At 63.1% G+C, this 17,150-nt stretch carries 14 protein-coding genes and 2 pseudogenes; 7 read left to right on the top strand and 9 right to left on the bottom strand.

From position 1 onward, the window contains the following. The coding region (locus tag ACLF3G_RS25075; RefSeq protein WP_430672130.1) for a recombinase family protein at positions 1 to 1,046 on the bottom strand (1,046 nt) is incomplete at its 3' end. A gap of 146 nt (positions 1,047 to 1,192) precedes the next feature. Here ACLF3G_RS25075 and ACLF3G_RS25070 point away from each other — a divergent pair. From ACLF3G_RS25070 to ACLF3G_RS25060, 3 genes and pseudogenes are all read left to right on the top strand, one after another. Continuing rightward, positions 1,193 to 1,753: pseudogene (locus ACLF3G_RS25070) on the top strand (magnesium chelatase domain-containing protein); the annotation flags it as partial. Between the two features lie 108 nt (positions 1,754 to 1,861). Further along, positions 1,862 to 2,686, top strand: coding sequence for an HNH endonuclease (locus ACLF3G_RS25065; RefSeq protein ID WP_430672128.1), 825 nt, complete (start codon positions 1,862 to 1,864; stop codon positions 2,684 to 2,686). Between the two features lie 1,671 nt (positions 2,687 to 4,357). Continuing rightward, positions 4,358 to 4,768: a hypothetical protein gene (locus ACLF3G_RS25060; protein WP_430672127.1), complete on the top strand. Its 411-nt coding sequence runs from the start codon at positions 4,358 to 4,360 to the stop codon at positions 4,766 to 4,768. 168 nt (positions 4,769 to 4,936) lie between these two features. On the opposite strand, the gene ACLF3G_RS25055 is transcribed toward ACLF3G_RS25060, so the two are convergent. Next, entirely contained in the window at positions 4,937 to 5,353 is a 417-nt protein-coding gene (locus ACLF3G_RS25055; RefSeq protein WP_430672126.1) for a helix-turn-helix domain-containing protein, read from the bottom strand. Between the two features lie 140 nt (positions 5,354 to 5,493). Beyond that, positions 5,494 to 7,071 (bottom strand): recombinase family protein, encoded by a 1,578-nt coding sequence (locus ACLF3G_RS25050; protein ID WP_430672125.1) that lies wholly within the window; start codon positions 7,069 to 7,071, stop codon positions 5,494 to 5,496. A gap of 50 nt (positions 7,072 to 7,121) precedes the next feature. Here ACLF3G_RS25050 and ACLF3G_RS25045 point away from each other — a divergent pair. After that, positions 7,122 to 7,994: pseudogene (locus tag ACLF3G_RS25045) on the top strand (YifB family Mg chelatase-like AAA ATPase); the annotation flags it as partial. Between the two features lie 52 nt (positions 7,995 to 8,046). Then, positions 8,047 to 8,898 (top strand): pantoate--beta-alanine ligase, encoded by an 852-nt coding sequence (gene panC / locus ACLF3G_RS25040; protein ID WP_430672124.1) that lies wholly within the window; start codon positions 8,047 to 8,049, stop codon positions 8,896 to 8,898. A 3-nt stretch (positions 8,899 to 8,901) separates the two neighbouring features. On the opposite strand, the gene ACLF3G_RS25035 is transcribed toward panC, so the two are convergent. Continuing rightward, on the bottom strand, positions 8,902 to 9,273 hold the full coding sequence (locus tag ACLF3G_RS25035) for a YraN family protein (protein WP_430672123.1): 372 nt from the start codon (positions 9,271 to 9,273) through the stop codon (positions 8,902 to 8,904). Between the two features lie 34 nt (positions 9,274 to 9,307). Between ACLF3G_RS25035 and ggt the strand changes: the two genes are divergently transcribed. Continuing rightward, complete coding sequence (ggt, locus tag ACLF3G_RS25030) at positions 9,308 to 10,987, top strand: gamma-glutamyltransferase (protein WP_430672122.1); 1,680 nt, start codon at positions 9,308 to 9,310, stop codon at positions 10,985 to 10,987. Between the two features lie 13 nt (positions 10,988 to 11,000). Beyond that, on the top strand, positions 11,001 to 11,477 hold the full coding sequence (locus ACLF3G_RS25025; protein WP_430672121.1) for a CreA family protein: 477 nt from the start codon (positions 11,001 to 11,003) through the stop codon (positions 11,475 to 11,477). On the opposite strand, the gene ACLF3G_RS25020 is transcribed toward ACLF3G_RS25025, so the two are convergent. The 5 genes from ACLF3G_RS25020 to ACLF3G_RS25000 form a co-directional block, all read right to left on the bottom strand. Next, positions 11,470 to 12,492 carry an ABC transporter ATP-binding protein gene (locus tag ACLF3G_RS25020; RefSeq protein ID WP_430672120.1) on the bottom strand — a complete coding sequence of 341 codons (1,023 nt, stop codon included), beginning with the start codon at positions 12,490 to 12,492 and terminating at the stop codon, positions 11,470 to 11,472. The two genes, ACLF3G_RS25025 and ACLF3G_RS25020, sit on opposite strands and share 8 nt — an antisense overlap. Positions 12,493 to 12,511: 19 nt before the next feature. Next, positions 12,512 to 13,498, bottom strand: coding sequence for an ABC transporter ATP-binding protein (locus tag ACLF3G_RS25015; RefSeq protein ID WP_430672119.1), 987 nt, complete (start codon positions 13,496 to 13,498; stop codon positions 12,512 to 12,514). Continuing rightward, positions 13,498 to 14,439, bottom strand: a complete 942-nt coding sequence (locus ACLF3G_RS25010) for an ABC transporter permease (protein ID WP_430672118.1) — start codon at positions 14,437 to 14,439, stop codon at positions 13,498 to 13,500. The genes ACLF3G_RS25015 and ACLF3G_RS25010 overlap by 1 nt, the downstream gene beginning before the upstream one ends. A 1-nt stretch (position 14,440) precedes the next feature. Next, the gene (locus tag ACLF3G_RS25005; protein WP_430672117.1) at positions 14,441 to 15,424 is read right to left on the bottom strand and encodes an ABC transporter permease; all 984 of its coding nucleotides are present in this window, start codon (positions 15,422 to 15,424) and stop codon (positions 14,441 to 14,443) included. Between the two features lie 100 nt (positions 15,425 to 15,524). Further along, entirely contained in the window at positions 15,525 to 17,120 is a 1,596-nt protein-coding gene (locus ACLF3G_RS25000; RefSeq protein ID WP_430672116.1) for an ABC transporter substrate-binding protein, read from the bottom strand. Positions 17,121 to 17,150: the final 30 nt, after the last annotated feature.

Here is a 17,150-nt window from a genome sequence, read left to right as displayed (position 1 = left end):
TACCGCCCGGCTCGCCAGCTCTTAAAGGTTGAGCGGCGCTTGCTCGCCGCTACGCGCCTGTCTCCTTTCCCGATACTGACGATCCTTCCGCCGCACCAGTAGCACTCCGCCACGCCGGAAAAGAGGTTCACGACGCCCGACGACTTCGGGCCGCCCATTCCCTTATTGTCCTCGCGGATGGCCTTGGCGCGATCCCACACGGCTCTATCGACGATGGGCGGGTAGTAGTTGGGTAACACGTCCCCGACCGGGATATTTACGCGCTTGCCGTCCTTCTCGGTAGCCAGTTTTGGCTGGTACTCGCCGATGACGCTGCCATTATGGAGGATGCGACCGATGTATCCGATGTGCCACCCCCGCGCCTTCCTGCCGGGCTGTTCGAATGTCCCTACCCCCTCCTTGTTCAATGTCTCCACGATCAACTGCTTCCCCATGCCGCCTACGTACATGTCGAAGATGCGCCGCACGATTGCGGCGCGTTTGTCCAGGGGCCGGTAAGACAGCCGATCGGGAGCGAGTTCGAGCCATGCGGGGCACCATCGGGTCATCTTCTTGTCGGCGATCTTCAAACGCTTAGCCGCCCAAGCCGATCGCACCCGCTCACCGAGCCGCTTCGAATAGTCAAATGCCGCCTGCATCTTCACCACGGCGACGATAATCTGTGCCGCCCCGCTGGTGACGCTCTCGTGGGTGTAGACTTGATTGTCCTCAAGGGTCACGACTGAGATGCCTTGGCTTAGCAGCGTGTCGAACAGCCGCATCGCCTTGAGCACGTCCTGACGGCTGAACCTGTCGAACGCCTCGATCAACAGGATGGAGCCCCCTGCGATATCGCCGTTCTCGACGGCCGCGACGAACCGGCCGAACGCGCCCTTGACGACGTGTTTGCCGGAATGCGCGCTTAGGCCGGGGTCGGTGTACGAGGTATCAAGGATCAGCCTATGCATTTTAGCGTAACGTTCCGCGTCTGCTCGCTGGCGCTGAAGGCTGTCTCCATCGTTCTGAGATCGAGTCGAAAATCTGACATATGAGTATGCGGTCGGCATCGTTACCCTCTCGATATCGTGCATCGGTGACATCACGTGAGCAGATTGCAGATTGCGCGGTGGGCGGTCCCGCCGCACCCCACAGGTCGCCTCAACCCTCAGCCATTGCAACGAGGGACTAAGGTTGGTATGTGACGGAAACCGGTCCTGCAACCCTGATCGTCGGCCTGCCTGACAAGGCGGTGGGTGAGAGCAAGGAACGGGTGCGCGCGGCGCTAACCGCCATCGGCCTTTCGCTGCCGCCAAAGCGCGTCCTGGTGAACATGGCGCCTGCCGATATCGCCAAGGAAGGCAGCCACTTCGACCTCCCAATCGCGCTCGCCGTGCTTGCCGCGATGGACATCCTGCCGCGCGACGAGCTGCATGAATTTGCCGCCCTGGGCGAGTTGGCACTGGATGGCAGCATCGCCCCCGTCGCCGGCGTGCTGCCGGCGGCCATGGCGGCCAGTGCGCGGGACCTCGGCCTGGTCTGCCCGGAGCGCCAGGGGCCGGAAGCCGCATGGGCCGGGCGCATCCAGGTGCTGGCGCCGCCCGACCTGCCGGCGCTGATCAACCATTTTCGCGGTATTCAGACACTGACCCAGCCGGCGCCCCCGGCGCTGGACGATACGGCCTGGGCCGGCCCCTGCCTCAGCCAGGTACGCGGGCAGGAAAGCGCCAAGCGAGCGCTGGAGATCGCCGCCGCCGGGGGCCACAACCTGCTCATGTCAACTACTTAGGCCCCGCGCGATCCGTGTACCCGTCGTGTCGGCTAATGTATGGTGACAGTTTGCGAGTCGCCGGGCGAAAACCTCCGCAAAGGCACTAGGTGCAGCATGATATCCGGATTCACTGAATGCATATTCTGCAAAAAAAATGCGGAGAATCTGACTGATGAGCACATAATTCCTTATGCTATGAATGGCACAGCGGTCCTAAGGCGAGCAACATGCGAGTCCTGCGCCCGCATTACAGGACGGTTCGAGCATGAGCTGTTTCGCGAATACTGGTTATCCAATCGCGTCAACTTGGGCATGAAATCGCGAAAGAAAAAAACTCAACCCAAGACAGTCAGACTGCCGCTCCAAAGCGATAAGGCGCGTCTTGTGGAGATACCTGTTGACGAAGTACCGCTTCCGACGCTCATGCTTCCAAACTGGCCAGCGCCGGGAATTTTGAGAGGATTACCTTCCACAACAGAATATCAGATGACTCTTGATCATCAATTTTATTACGACATCGCCGCTATGGCGAAACTTCAAAATACGCGTGGTGTTTCGAACCGGCACAGGTTTCGTGATCAGACCTTTGCCCGAGTCATTGCGAAAATCGCTTATACAGATTGTATCAGCAAGTACGGAATCCAGCACTACACGCCATTCCTGTCGGACTTCATACTTTCCCAACAGGTTCGACACGACTACAAACACTACATTGGCGGAACAGACTTGAGTCGAGAGCGGTTGTTTCCAGAACCCTCACCGCAGCACATGTTCTCCTGTGCAATAACCACAATTCCAGAAATGCACGAGGACTGCGTTTATGCTGTAAGTTACCTAAACTTCTTTAGTGGATATGGCACCCCAGTCTATGCAGTAGTGTCAGGTAAATTTGATGGGATTCCACTAATATCGGGCGCCACTCCTAATGCACGGAAATGATATCCGCTCTGCACGCGACGTGACAAAGGCATTTTCGAAAAAGAACTTAGGGCGCCCAATGAAGAAATTGACCAAGTCGCCAAAGAAGCCCCACGACATCCAGATATCTATCCTGACCCAGCACAGCCCAGCAGCTTCACCGCGATTAGGACCTCGATAGTCTTCGACATTTTCAAACTGCCGTGCAATCTCGAACCTTTGGCCGTCGCGCTCAGCCGAGTCTACCTCCCTCATCTTATAGACAAAGCCGAACCACTCGGACCAATGCGCCTTTACTGGTCCTACTCGGATGTAGGATTGAGCCAAGGCTAGGTTGCAACTCCAATAGAAAACCATCGCAACGCACGCCATAAGCTTGATAAGGCGCCGCATCTAGAACCTCCCACCACCGCTCCATTGCGTCCTACCATCAATTCGGTGGTGGGTCATCATTCATTGCGCACGCCCTTGGTGCGCTCATGAGGCGCCTCAAGCGGCCTCCGCGAGACTATCCGTCCAAACGGCAAGAGCGCCGCCGCATGCCCTCAAACGGCTCAAGCAGACCTGCCATATCCTCCGCCTCTGCCCGCTCACGTGACGGGAGACACTCAACGATGCCCACCAGCCCACGGAACACATCGGCAGAACGCCTCTGCTGCGTCGTGTAGCGCCGCCGCGCCCTACGCTCTGAAGCTGGCAAAGCCCCCTCAACGGTAACCCAAAGCGCCTCTTGCTGTGTCATCTCACGCTCAAAGAGGGTGGGAGTGCCTGAATAAGTCATGCGATATGCCTTTCTAATATTCGCTTGTGCCGCATCACAATTGATACCGCAGAACGGAATATAAAAAGGACCCCGCCACAAATCGACAGAAGCCTACTCAAAATTACTATTACTTATACATGCAACTAGCGATCTATTTCTTCGGCTGATGAAGCCCCCCAGGCAGGACCCGCCTCCCACCCCGTACCATTACTATGACGCAAATGCTGGAGAGTAGCCAGATACAAAGCGGATACCACTTGAAGTCAGGATCATCCAGCAGTCCGCTTGTGGCAAAACGGTAGGAAACTCAGCAATCTAAATCAGTTTAAGTCCCAAGTCGAATAAGCCTTTGATAGCGTTCAAAGTTCTCAAGATAATAGTTTTTATTCTCCTGATTTTCCTCCTGAAATCAGAAACCACCTCCGAATTGATTGCGGCGGTAGGTAATGTGTGATATAGATGCGGAGTTCTAAGGGGGTCCCCTCACCATTATCTGGACCCACTAACCTTGAGAACGTCGCCGCTAACTATATGAAGTTGCATATTTATCTATGGAGTTATTAATGCCTCAGTCCGACATCCAAAGTGGTTCATCATCAGTATATGTATCTTTTACCCTACTAGATGATCGTATAGCTAAGCACTCTGATCCCAACCATAAGCATGGTTCTAGACACCCCTCTATCAAATCCTCAAGCGCAGGGAACCTCATTAACGCATGGGGGTACGCATCAAGCATGGTTAGCTTGCCTGCTTTCCATTTTACAATCATGTGGGACTACTCGCCTCTCCTAATCGGATCATGCGAGATGAAGGTACAAAGCGAGCTATTCACCAAGATGCAGGGATGGCTAAAGCGCCACAAGCAGCCCTCATACTTCTTTTGGGCGAGAGAATTAGATAAGCAAAAGAACCATCACACCCATCTGATGATCTTTCTTGATCCGAAACTGGCCCAACCCCTCCACGATTACCTTATGAAGATCGGCCAGTTTACGGCAGGATCAGGTGACACGGTTCCTATCAAGTACACGGGTGGAAGGGAATGTAGAGGGGCTCGCACTCCGGGCCAGCAAGTGGGCATCCTGAAGTATATCCTAAAGCACCTTTCACCAAAGGCTCTACACGAAGGCGTTTCTATCGCCTCCATCCTTGGGATTGATGACAGGTCTAGGAAGCAGCAAATCATCTATAAGAAGCGAACCGGCACAAGCCAGTCACTAGGCCGGAAGGCACGGGCTAAATCAAATTACTGGAAAGACGCCACCAAACCCGATGACGTGGCGGCGATTCTAGAGGGGAAGTACATGCCGACTAAGACAATCATACCCCTCAACTAAGATTAACATTACCCCTCGCATCCAAGGGACCGGGCAAGGTGAGGGTACACTAGACCAATAACATGCCCGCATTCATGCTTGCGTTCACTCGCCAGCGGCTTCTAGATACCTTCAGGCTACTACCCTACCTGAAATAGTCCTGAGCCGCTGGTGAGGTTCTCATTCGCTCTAGGTCTCAGTCGCCTCTTGCTCTGGTCCCTCTGCATGTCTCACAAGCCGAATAGCTACCGATGCATCAGCAAGTGCTTTGGCAACAGCAGCCAGCGCTTTACAAGCCGCCTCATTTTCGATGAGGGCAAATGCTCTTGATAACCCAAGGATGCCATTCGATCCGCCAAGTTCATTATCCATTCGCGAAGCTTCCGCTCCTTCGAATAGATCATCGATTGAACACGAAAGCAGCCCAGATAGGACCAACAACTTGTAACTGCTTATCCTCACGTTGCCAGATTCAATTCTCTGCACAAGCTGGATTGAGACACCTAATACTTGTGCTACCTCCCTCAGTTTTAAACCGGAAGCAAGCCGATACCTTTTGATATTCGCCGAAACAAGTCTATCGATACCTGGGGCATTAGTTTCCATTTGGAATGTCGATCCATTCGCTTCGGGGTATATCCAATTAAACATGCCCGTATTCGCCGCTACGTTCACTCGCCAGAGGCTTCTAGGCACCTTCAGGCTACTACTCTACCTGAAAACGCTAGAAGCCGCTGGCGAGGCTACTACGGAGTGTAAGGGGCACCCAGCACGCCCGGTATGCTGATTAGGGTGCTACCTCCCCTATGCCAGTTGATTTCAAGCGCCGCTTCGTCATGCATAACTCCGATCGAATGAACAATCTGACGAAGCATGGCATTAGCTCGGGATCGGTCTACGGGAACTGCTGCTAGCAGTTTCCCGCATTCCGTAGCTCTAGAGCGCAGGGCGACTTCTGAAGCACTATTCTCCCGCACCATCTTCCAAGTCTTAGCCGCCTTGACTGCCTCTAGCTTACCTTCAATAACATCCTGCCGATCCCTGAGTGTGGAACGCCTATCCGTCAGACGTAAATCAATCAGAGCCTCAAGCTCGCCTTTCAGCATAAGCTCTTGAAGCTCTAAATCTGATATATGCAATGCTTGCAATTCAGTAACCTGTTCGTCCTTCGCTAAGGGCTTATCGGAAATCAGGTCAGATAACTCATAAGCCTTTGTTATCAGAGCGTTTTCTATGTTTTCTAAAACATAGCTTGGTGCAGAACAGTTTCCACGCCTAGCGTTGACGCAGCACAAGCGGGGCTTACCGGCCTTCGAAACACTTCCCTTGTTCACACGCGTCATAGTACTTCCGCATAGGGTACAAAATACCAAACCGGCGACAAGGCTCTGTAGCTCTCCCTTCTCCATCCTTACGCGAGGGCCGCTAGTTTTTCCCTCACGCATAAGCTGAACCCTGTCAAACTGCTCCCTTGATATGACCGCAGGGTAGTACCCGGCAATTGCGTCAAGTGCCTTCCTGCCTTTCCGACCGCCTACATATTCAACCTGATGCGGAATGATTACCCCCACAACAGCCTCGTTGCTCAGGATTTTCTGAATATAAGTCTTGTGCCAATGAGCCGCTTTGCGCTTCTGCTTTGGACCGTCACCGAAGGTGTCGATACCCTCAGCATCCAGCATCCGGGCAATCTGTTCGGCTCCTTTCCCCATTTCATATAGATCGAATATGCGACGAATAACTTCCGCACGTTCTAGATCAAGTTCAATAGCGTCGCCGCTCTGATCCATCTTGAGCCACGCAGGCACCCTTGAAGTCATAGGTTCACTTGAAGCAGCAGCACGCTTTGCTTTCCATGCCTCACGTAACCTGCGCCCCTTCGTGGCGCTTTCCTCATTAGCCCTAATCATGACAAGTAAGCTTTCAAATATCTTGAAAGGCTGCTCTACCAAGCTCTCTCGGCTGTAAACCTTTTCGTCTTGTACGGTTACAATAGTAATCCCGAAATTTATGATAGTCTGGAAAACTCCCATCGCCTCCCAAGGCGCTTGACGGCTTAAGCGGTCGAGATTCTCCACCAGGAGGAATGATCCATTCTCAACAATTCCGTCTTGCACGGCCCGCAAGAATGCAGCCAATGCTCCTTGATTTGCGTTCCGTCCGTAAAATGCAGAGATGCCCGGATCGTTTAGAGAAAGGCTATCATCAAGCTCTAGGCCATGCTTTGCGGCGTACTTCTCTGCCAGTTCACGCTGGCGGCGCGTACTATCGCCCGCCGCCTGTTCAGGCGTTGAGAACCTCAGGTAGCTGTATGCCTTCGTCATAGTTGCCTCGCCTCCGCAGGTGCTTCATGGGCCATTGCGGGGCTTAAAGCTACAACATGCTGATGGTCGGCCCGCCCGGGTCCGGCAAATCCATGCTCGCCGCCCGCCTGCCCGGCCTGCTGCCGGACCTGACGGCGGCCGAGGCGCTGGAGATTTCGCTGGTGCATTCGGTGGCGGGGATGCTGGCGGACGGCCGCTTGCTACGCCGGCCGCCGTTCCGCGAACCGCACCACTCCGCCTCCGTCCCCGCTTTGGTGGGTGGTGGGCAGCGGGCGCGGCCGGGGGAGATTTCCCTCGCCCATCTCGGCGTGCTGTTCCTCGACGAATGGCCGGAGTTCCCGCGCGCGGCGCTGGAGGCGCTGCGCCAGCCGATGGAAACCGGCCGCACCACCATCAGCCGCGCGAACGCCCACATCACCTATCCCGCGCGGTTCCAGTGCATCGCCGCGATGAACCCCTGCCGCTGCGGCTACCTCGGCGAACCGGCGCGGGAATGCGCGCGGGCGCCGGGCTGCGGGCAGGACTACCAGAACCGCCTGTCCGGTCCCCTGCTGGACCGCATGGACCTGACCATCGAGGTGCAGCCCCTGCCCCCAGCCGAGCTCACTCGCGCACCGCCGGGCGAACGCACCGAAACCGTCGCCGCCCGCGTCGCCGCCGCCCGCGACCGCCAGCGCGTCCGGGGCGGCGCGCGATGCAACGCGGAAGCCGAGTGGGAGGCCCTGCAACCGCTGGCGGAGGCGGAGGCGCTCGCCCTGCTGGAAACCGCGGCGACCCGGTTGCGGCTTTCGACCCGCGGCCAGGTCCGTAGCCTGCGTGTGGCGCGCACCGTCGCAGACCTCGCCGGGCTGCCGCGGATCGGCCGGGCGCATGTGGCGGAGGCGCTGGCCTTCCGGCACCGTATGCCCGGGCGGGTGAACTGACCCGCGCCGGGCGCGCTGGATTTCCATTCCGTCATCCGCAAGCCTGCGCCCCATGCAGATCATCCGCGACCTCCCGACGCTCCGCCACGCCAGCGCCACCGCCCGCTCCGACGGCCGCTCCGACGGCCGCTCCGGCGGCCGCAGGCTTGCCCTCGTCCCGACCATGGGCGCGCTGCACCAGGGCCACCTGGCGCTGGTCGCCGCGGCGCGGCAGGCGGCGGAGACGGTGGTGGTGTCCATCTTCGTCAACCCGCTGCAATTCGCGCCGACCGAGGACCTGTCCCGCTACCCACGCGACGAGGATGGCGACCTGGCGAAGCTGCGCGCCGCCGGCTGCGACCTGGTCTGGATGCCGGATGTCCCCACCATGTACCCACCCGGCTCCGCCACGCGGATCGAGGTCGCGGGCCCCGCCGAGGGTTTCGAGGGCAGCGCCCGCCCCGACCATTTCCGCGGCGTTGCCACGGTCTGCACCAAGCTGTTCAGCCAGACGCAGGCGGATGTGGCGGTGTTCGGGGAAAAGGACTGGCAGCAATTGCAGGTGGTGAGCCGCGTCGCCGCGGACCTCGACCTGCCGATCCGCATCCTCGGCCATCCGACGGTGCGGGAAGCCGATGGCCTTGCCTGTTCCTCCCGCAACATCCGCCTGACGCTGGACCAGCGCGCCCTGGCGCCGCTGCTGCCGCGGCTGATGCAGACGGCGCTCGATACCATCCGCGCCGGCGCGGCGCCCCCGCCGGTACTGGCCCGCGCGACGCAGCAGCTTCTGGAGGCCGGTTTCGCGCCGGACTATCTGGCGCTGGTGCAGCCGGAGACGCTGGCGCCCTGGCAATCCGGCCCGGGCCGGCTGCTGGCGGCGGCCAGACTTGGCGAGGTGAGGCTGCTGGACAACATGGCGCTGTAGCGCTCAGCCAAGGCGGAAGGCGTCGGCGATCCGGCGCACCCGCCCCGCCGCATCCACCAGCAGCACGTCGAAGCGTACGCCCGACCCGCCATGCCCCGGGTTGGTCGCCATCCAGGCTTCTCCGGCCGCCCACAGCCGCGCCTGCTGGCGGGCGCCGAGGGCGAAGGCGGCGTCGCCGAGCGTCGCCCGCGCCTTCACCTCCACGAACACCAGCAACCCGTCGCGTTCGACCACCAGATCGATCTCGCCCGCCCCGGTGCGCACCCGCCGCGCGATGGTCCGGAAACCCTCGGCCGCCAGCGCGGCTTCGGCCCGGGCCTCGGCATGGCGGCCACGGGCCTCGGAGGCGCGGCGAGTGGTCGGCGAATCCATCATGCCCTACGCTAACCGCAACCGGATGGTGGACCCAATGCGCGCACGCCTGCTTGCCCTGTTTCTGCTGTTCGCCGCGCCGGCCTGGGCGCAGCCGGCGCAGCGCCACATGGTGGCGACCGCCAACAGCCACGCCAGCCATGCGGCGCGGGAAGTGCTGCGCGAAGGTGGGTCGGCGCTGGATGCCGCCATTACCGCCGCCGTGCTGATGACGCTGACGGAACCGCAGGCCTCCGGCCTCGGCGGCGGCGCGCTGATGCTGCACTACGATGGCGAGAGCCAGGCGATCGCCGCTTGGGACGGGCGGGAGACGGCACCGGCCGCCGCGGCCCCCGCCTTGTTCCTGCGCCCGGACGGCACGCCGATGCCGTTCCGGGAAGCGATGGAGGGTGGCCGCAGCGTCGGTGTGCCGGGCCTGCTGCGTATGCTGGAGGCAGCGCATCGCGAACACGGCCGCCTGCCCTGGGCCCGGCTGATCCAGCCTGCCCTCCAGCTTTCGGAGGACGGCTTCGCGGTGTCGCCCCGCCTCGCCGCCGCCATCGCGGGCAATGCGGAGGCGTTGCGGCGCGACCCCGGCGCGCGCGCCTACTTCTTCGACACAGCCGGCACCCCGCTGCCCGCCGGACACCTTCTGCGCAACCCGGCCCTGGCCGAAACCCTGCGGCAGGTGGCGCAGCAGGGCGCCGATGCGCTGAACCGCGGCAGCATCGCCGCCGACATCGCCGCGGCGGTGCGGGGGCACGTCAATCCAGGCGCAATGACCGAAACCGACCTGGCGGACTACCTCCCGGTGCGCCGCACGCCCGTCTGCGGCCCGTACCGCACCTTCCGCGTCTGCGGGATGGGGCCGCCGAGTTCGGGCGGCGTCGCGGTCGGCCAGATGCTCGGCGTGCTTGAGCACTTCCGCCTGGCGGGCCTGGACCCCCGGGGCGCCGATGCCGCGCATCTTCTGGCCGAGGCCGGGCGCTTGGCCTTCGCCGACCGCAACCTGTTCCTCGCCGACCAGGATTTTGTCGGCGTGCCGACCCTTGGCCTGCTCGATCCCGCCTACCTCACGCTGCGCGCCCAACTGGTCGACCGCGACCGCGCCATCACCACGCCGCGACCCGGCAACCCACGCTGGCGGGAGGCGGCGCTGGCGCCGCAGATGGATGAATACGGCAGCGGCACCACCCATATCGCGGTGGTCGATGGCGGTGGCGATGCCGTCTCCATGACCTCGACGGTGGAGGCGGTGATGGCGAGCCGGGTCTTCGTGCGCGGCTTCCTGCTGAACAACCAGCTCACGGATTTCAGCTTCGTGCCGGAGGTCGAGGGCCGTTCCGTCGCCAACCGCGTGCAGCCGGGCAAGCGGCCGCGCTCCTCCATGTCACCCACCATCGTCCTGGATGAGGGTGGGCGGCCGGTGCTGCTGGTGGGCTCGGCTGGCGGCGCCCGCATCATCGGCCATGTGGCGCAGACCCTGGTCGCGGTGCTGGACTGGGACCTGGACCCGGACCAGGCGCTGTCCCTGCCCCGCATCGGCGTGGTCGGCACCGGGCCGGTGGAGTTGGAGGCCGGAACCGCCGCCGCGAACCTGGCGCCGGTGCTGGAAGCCCGTGGTCATCGCGTGGATGTGCGCGAGATGAATTCCGGCCTTACCGCCATCCGCATCACGCCACAGGGTATCCTGGGCGCCGCCGACCCCCGCCGCGAGGGTACCGCCCTCGGCGATTGAAGGATTCCTGCCGATGCTTCGCCTGACGCTCGCCGCGCTGCTGCTGGCCACGACCTCCGCTATCCCTTCCGCCGGGGCGCAGGAGACGAAGGAGATCGGCCATGTGAACACGGCCATCACCAACCTCGGCCTGACCCGCAGCCACCGGGTGGTGGTGGAGCGCTTCGAGGATCCGGAGGTGCGTGGCGTCGCCTGCTACATCAGTCAGGCCCGCACCGGTGGCCTGTCCGGGATGCTCGGCGTGGCGGAAGACCCAGCCCGATTTGCGCTGGACTGCACCGCGACCGCCGCGGTGGAAATCCAGCCCGGCGCCCGCCGCGGCGACCGCGGCGAGGTGGTGTTTGAAAGCAACACCAGCCTGTTCTTCAAGGAAACCCGCGTCCACCGCTTCGTGGACGAGGAGCGCAACGCGGTGGTCTACATGGCCTGGAGCACGCGGCTGATCGACGGGTCGCCGTACAATGCGGTCTCCGTGGTTCCGGTCAGGTAGCCGCCACTTCGCCGATCAGCGGCTCGCCCACGCGGTCACGGCCTTCCTCGACCGCGTGGCAAGCGACCAGCGTCTCTGGCGTGCCGCGCGCCGTAATCATCTCCGGCCGCTCGGCGATGCAGCGCGCGTTCGCCAGCGGGCAGCGCGGATGAAATGGACATCCGCTTGGCGGGTCGATCGGGCTCGGCACCTCGCCGCCGACCGGGATGCGCTGGCGCCCGGTCATCTCCAGGTCCGGAATCGCCTCCATCAGCGCGCGCGTGTAGGGGTGGCGCGGCGTGTTGAAGAGCGTTTCCGCCGGGGCGAGTTCCACCAGGCGGCCGAGGTACATCACGCCGACCCGGTCGCTGACCTGCCGAACCACGGCCAGGTTGTGGCTGATGAACAGGTAGGTCAGCCCCAGCCGCTGCTGCAGGTCCTTCATCAGGTTCAGGATCTGTGCCTGCACGGAGACGTCGAGCGCGCTGGTCGGCTCGTCACAGACCAGGAACTCCGGGTTGGAGGACAGCGCGCGGGCGATGGAGATCCGCTGGCGCTGGCCGCCCGAGAATTCGTGCGGAAATTTCTGGCCGTCCAGCGGCGAAAGCCCGACCTGCGTGAGCAGTTCCGCCACGCGCGCCGTGATCTCGGGGTCCGATTTCAACAGGCCGAAGGCGCGGATGGGTTCCGCGATGATGTCCCGCACGCGCCATCGCGGGTTCAGGCTGGCGTAGGGGTCCTGAAAGATCATCTGCATGCGGCGGCGCTGGCTGCTGTCGGAGCGTGCCTCCGCCAGGTCCAGACCGTCGAAGATCACGCTGCCACGGGTCGGGCCGTACAGCCCCACCACCAGCCGCGCCACGGTGGATTTGCCGCAACCGCTTTCACCAACCAGCGAAAGGGTAGTGCCCTTCTCGATGGCAAAGGAGATGCCATCGACGGCGCGAAGCGTGCGCTTGCCCTCCCGCGCCATCACCCGCTGCACCAGGGGGCGGGAGACGTCGAAGTGGCGGGCGACGTCGATGGTCTCGAGCATCGGGGTGCTTGAGCTTGCCTTAAGCATGACGGGCCACCTCCTGCTCGGCGTACAGCCAGCAGGCCGCCAGATTCTCCTTGGCCGGCATCAGTTCGGGGCGTTCCACGCGGCAGCGGTCGAAGACATGGGGGCAGCGCGGATTGTAGGGGCAGCCGGGCGGAATGGCCGATAGCCGCGGCATGGCGCCGTCGATCTGCTGCATCCGTTCAAGCCTGCGTCCGACCGGCGGGATGGAGCCCATCAGGCCGGCGGAATAAGGGTGGGAGGCGTGCCGCACCACATTTCGCACGGCGCCGATCTCGATGATGCGGCCGGCATACATCACGGCGACACGGTCGGCGGTCTCCGCGATCACGCCCATGTCGTGCGTCACCAGCATCATGCTGGTGCCCTTGTCCCGTGCCAGGCCCTTCAGCAGCGCGATGACCTGCGCCTGGATCGAGACGTCGAGCGCCGTGGTTGGTTCGTCCGCCACGATCAGCTTCGGTTCCGCGCACAGCGCCAGCGCGATCACCACGCGCTGGCGCATGCCGCCGGAGAATTCGTGCGGGTAGCTGTCGATGCGCTGCGAAGCGGCGGGGATGCCGACCAGTTCCAGCCACTCGATCGCCTTGGCCCGCGCCTGCGCCGGGTTCAGCGGCAGGTGCGTCACCATCGTCTCAACCAGCTGGTCGCCCACGGTATACAGAGGGTTCAGCGTGGTCAGCGGGTCCTGGAAGATCGCGCCGATCTCGCGGCCGCGCAGCTTGCGCAGTTCGGAGTAGGGCAGGTTGTCGATGCGCCGGCCGTTCAACAGGATCTGCCCGCCGGCAATGCGGCCCGGCGGTTCCAGCAGGCCGATGATGGCGGCGCCCGTCATGGACTTGCCGGCGCCGGATTCGCCGACGACGCCGAGCACCTCGCCGGGCTGGATGCTGAAGGAAACGTCGTCGAGGGCGACGAGGGTGCCGCGGCGCGTGGGAAACTCCACGCGCAGGTTGCGGACTTCGAGAATCGGTACGGTCATTATCGCAGCTTTGGGTTCAGGGCGTCACGCAACCAGTCGCCCAGCAGGTTCACAGACAGCACCAGCAGGATGAGCGCGATGCCGGGGAAGATGGTGATCCACCACTCGCCGGAGAACAGGAAGTCGTTCCCGATGCGGATCAGCGTGCCGAGCGAGGGCTGCGTCGGCGGCACGCCCACGCCGAGGAAGGACAGCGTCGCCTCCGCCAGCACGGCGAAGCCCAGGTTCAGGGTCGCGATGACCAGCACCGGGCCGAGCACGTTGGGCAGGACATGCGTCACCATGATGCGTGCCCGGGACAGGCCGATGACGCGCGCCGCCTGCACGTATTCCTTGTTGCGCTCCACCATGGCGGAACCGCGCACGGTGCGGGCGAAGGACGGCCAGTTGGAAATGCCGATGGCGAAGATCACGACATACAGAGCGATCTGGTCATGCACCTCCCGCGGCAGGGCGGCGCGCACCACGCCATCGATCAGCAGGGCGATCAGGATGGTGGGGAAGGTCAGCTTGATGTCGGCGATGCGCATCAGCACCGAATCCACCATGCCGCCCATGTAGCCTGCGGCGAGCCCGGCGGTGATGCCGATGGACACCGACAGCAGCACCGCGAAGAATCCGACCAGCAGCGAAACCCGCGCGCCGTACATGATGGCCGACAGCACGTCCCGCCCCTGGTCATCCGTCCCCAGCAGGTAGGCCGGGTCGCCCTCCGCCTCCCAGGCCGGCGGCTTGAAGGCGTCCATCAGTTGCAGGGATGCGAGGTCGAAGGGATTGTGCGGCGCGATCCAGGGCGCCAGCACCGCGCCGCCGACGCAGATCAGGGCCACGATGGCGGATGCGACGGTGACCGGCGAGCGTGTGAAGGAATACCACAGGTCGCTGTCCAGCGCCCTGCGGATGGCATTCGGCCGGCGGATTTCGGGTGCGGTTGCCGACATCTCAGTGCGCCCCCTTGCCACGGCCGATGCGCAGGCGCGGATCAACCGCGTAGTACAGCAGGTCCACGATCAGGTTGATGGTGACGAACATCAGCGCGATCAGCAGCAGGTAGGCGGACATCACGGGGATATCTGCGGCGCTGACGGACTGGATGAACAGCAGCCCCATGCCCGGCCACTGGAACACCGTCTCCGTCACAATGGCGAAGGCGATGATGGCGCCGAGCTGCAACCCGGTGATGGTGATGACCGGCACCAGCGTGTTCTTCAGCGCATGGCCGAAATGCACGGCCCGGTTCGGCAGGCCGCGGGCGCGGGCGAACTTGATGTAGTCGGTGCGCAGCACCTCCATCATCTCCGCCCGCACCAGGCGCATGATCAGCGTCAGCTGGAACAGGCCGAGGGTGATGGAGGGCAGGATCAGCGCCTTCAGCCCCGACCAGGTCAGCAGCCCGGTGGACCAGCCGCCGACCTGCACCGTGTCGCCACGCCCGAAGCTGGGCAGCCAGCCGAGCCAGACGGAGAAGGTCAGGATCAGCAGGATGCCGATCAGGAAGGTCGGCAGGGACACGCCGATCAGGCTGAAGGTCAGGAAGAAGCGGCTGAGCCAGGAATTGCGGTACAGCCCGGTATAGACCCCCATCGGCACCCCGATCGCCAGGGCCAGGAAAGCCGCGCACAGCGCCAGTTCCAGCGTTGCCGGCGCGCGTTCGACGATGAGCTGCGCAACCGGGCGGGACAGGCGGTAGGAAAGCCCGAATTCGCCCTGCGCCGCATTCATCACGAACTTCGCGAACTGCACGAAGAAGGGCTGGTCCAGCCCGAGGTCGGCCACCAGCGCGTCGCGCTGCGCGATCGTGTAGTCCTGCCCGAGCATGATTGCGACCGGATCGCCGACATAGGCGAACATCGCGAAGGACAGCAGGGCCACCGTCAGCATGACGGGCAGCGCCTGCAGGAAGCGGCTGACGATGAAGGCGAACACGTTCCCGGATGATCCTTCAGGATGCCGCGGGCCGGAAGCCCGCGAGGCAAAAGGCGGCGGCGCGGGAATGCCGCGCCGCCGGTAGGCCCGTCAACCTACGCTACTCGACTCGTGCAAAGCGGAAGTAGGGCTGGTTGTTCGCCGCGTGGGGGATGTTGATGTTGGACCGCATGGCCCAGGGGATCATCTGGTGGTGCAGCGGGATGTGCGGCACCTCCTCCCGATAGATGCGCAGCGCCTCATGGATGGCGGCGGTGCGCTCCGGCCCGGACTGGGTCTTCATGCGGGTGATCAGCGCATCCATCCGCGGGTCGCTGTAGCGGCCGTAGTTCCAGATGCCGTCGCCCTGCGCCCCGTTCCGCGTCGCCAGCAGCGACTGGAAGGAATACAGCGCATCCATCGCCGGCACGCCCCAGCCGAGCAGGTAGATGCTGGTGTCGTCGCGCTGGATCTGCTGGAAGAACGGCGCCAGCGGCTGCGCCTTGACCGAGGTGCGGACACCGACGCGCGACCACATCGCGGCGATCGCCTGGCAGATCTGCTCGTCGTTGATATAGCGGTTGTTCGGGCAGTCCAGCGTGATGCCGAAGCCGTTCGGGTAGCCGGCCTCCGCCAGCAGGGCGCGCGCGCGGGCCTGGTCATACGGCAGGCGCACATCCTCGGCCGCGGTGTAGCCATTCACCTGCGGCGGGAAGAAGGTGCCGGTCGGCACGCTGAAGCCGCGCATGGTGGTGCGGTTGATCGCCTGGATGTCGATGGCGTGGTACAGCGCGCGCCGCACCCGGACATCCTTCAGCGGGTTGCGCCCGCGCACGTCGCTGTACAGCAGCTCGTCCCGGAACATATCCATCGCGATGAAGATGGTCCGCACCTCCGGACCCTCCAGCACCTTGATGTTCTGGGCATTGCGCAGCCGGTTCAAATCCTGCAACGGCGGGTCGAGCAGGAAGTCCACCTCACCGGACAGCAGCCCCGCCACGCGGGTCGCGTCGGACGCGATGGGGCGGAAGACCAGCTCCTGGATGTTGGCCCGCGCGCTGGCTTCCTCCTGCCAGCCGAACCAGTCCGGGTTGCGGCGCATCACGGTCCGCACATCCTGCTCGCGCGACACCAGGCGGAAGGCGCCGGTGCCGTTCATGTTGCGGACGGTGTGCATCTCCTCCCGCGCCCGGGTGTTCTGCGGGCGGGTGGCGTTGTTCGCCTCCGACCACGGCTTCGACATGATGTAGATCGAGGCCAGCTTGTTCGGCAGGATCGGGTCGGCCAGCTTCAGGAAGATGTCGACGGTGTAGTCGTCCACCTTCACCGCGCGCTCGACGGTATCGACAAAGATGCCGTAGTTCGAGGTCGGCGCCAGCGCGCGCTCGATCGAGAACACCACGTCGTCGGCGTTGAAGGCCTGGCCCTCATGGAACCGCACGCCCTGGCGCAGCACGAAGCGCCATTGGGTGGGGGAGACCTCGGTCCAGGACAGCGCCAGGGCCGGTCGGATGGTCAGGTCCGCGTTGCGGCTGATCAGCGGGTCGTAGACCTGTTGCAGCAGCAGCGCGACGCTGCCGATGTTCTGGCTGTGGGGGTCCAGCGTGTTGGCATCCGCCGCGGCGGACCACCGAACCGTTTGCGCCTGTGCCGCGCCCGGCACCCCTCCGCCCAGCAGCAGCGCAGCCGCGGCCGCCATCAGCACCCTTCGCATCATCCCGAAACTCTCCCGATGTCAGCGGCGAGT

The organism is Falsiroseomonas sp. HC035 (assembly GCF_050563525.1).
Lineage (GTDB): Bacteria > Pseudomonadota > Alphaproteobacteria > Acetobacterales > Acetobacteraceae > Falsiroseomonas.
This window is presented reverse-complemented; position numbering and strand designations above follow the sequence as displayed.

Coding starts and splice junctions, on each gene's coding strand:
- ACLF3G_RS25065 (WP_430672128.1), top strand. CDS start 1,862: ATGATATCCGGATTCACTGAATGCATATTCTGCAAAAAAAATGCGGAG.
- ACLF3G_RS25060 (WP_430672127.1), top strand. CDS start 4,358: ATGATCTTTCTTGATCCGAAACTGGCCCAACCCCTCCACGATTACCTT.
- ACLF3G_RS25055 (WP_430672126.1), bottom strand. CDS start 5,353: ATGGAAACTAATGCCCCAGGTATCGATAGACTTGTTTCGGCGAATATC.
- ACLF3G_RS25050 (WP_430672125.1), bottom strand. CDS start 7,071: ATGACGAAGGCATACAGCTACCTGAGGTTCTCAACGCCTGAACAGGCG.
- panC (WP_430672124.1), top strand. CDS start 8,047: ATGCAGATCATCCGCGACCTCCCGACGCTCCGCCACGCCAGCGCCACC.
- ACLF3G_RS25035 (WP_430672123.1), bottom strand. CDS start 9,273: ATGATGGATTCGCCGACCACTCGCCGCGCCTCCGAGGCCCGTGGCCGC.
- ggt (WP_430672122.1), top strand. CDS start 9,308: ATGCGCGCACGCCTGCTTGCCCTGTTTCTGCTGTTCGCCGCGCCGGCC.
- ACLF3G_RS25025 (WP_430672121.1), top strand. CDS start 11,001: ATGCTTCGCCTGACGCTCGCCGCGCTGCTGCTGGCCACGACCTCCGCT.
- ACLF3G_RS25020 (WP_430672120.1), bottom strand. CDS start 12,492: ATGCTCGAGACCATCGACGTCGCCCGCCACTTCGACGTCTCCCGCCCC.
- ACLF3G_RS25015 (WP_430672119.1), bottom strand. CDS start 13,498: ATGACCGTACCGATTCTCGAAGTCCGCAACCTGCGCGTGGAGTTTCCC.
- ACLF3G_RS25010 (WP_430672118.1), bottom strand. CDS start 14,439: ATGTCGGCAACCGCACCCGAAATCCGCCGGCCGAATGCCATCCGCAGG.
- ACLF3G_RS25000 (WP_430672116.1), bottom strand. CDS start 17,120: ATGATGCGAAGGGTGCTGATGGCGGCCGCGGCTGCGCTGCTGCTGGGC.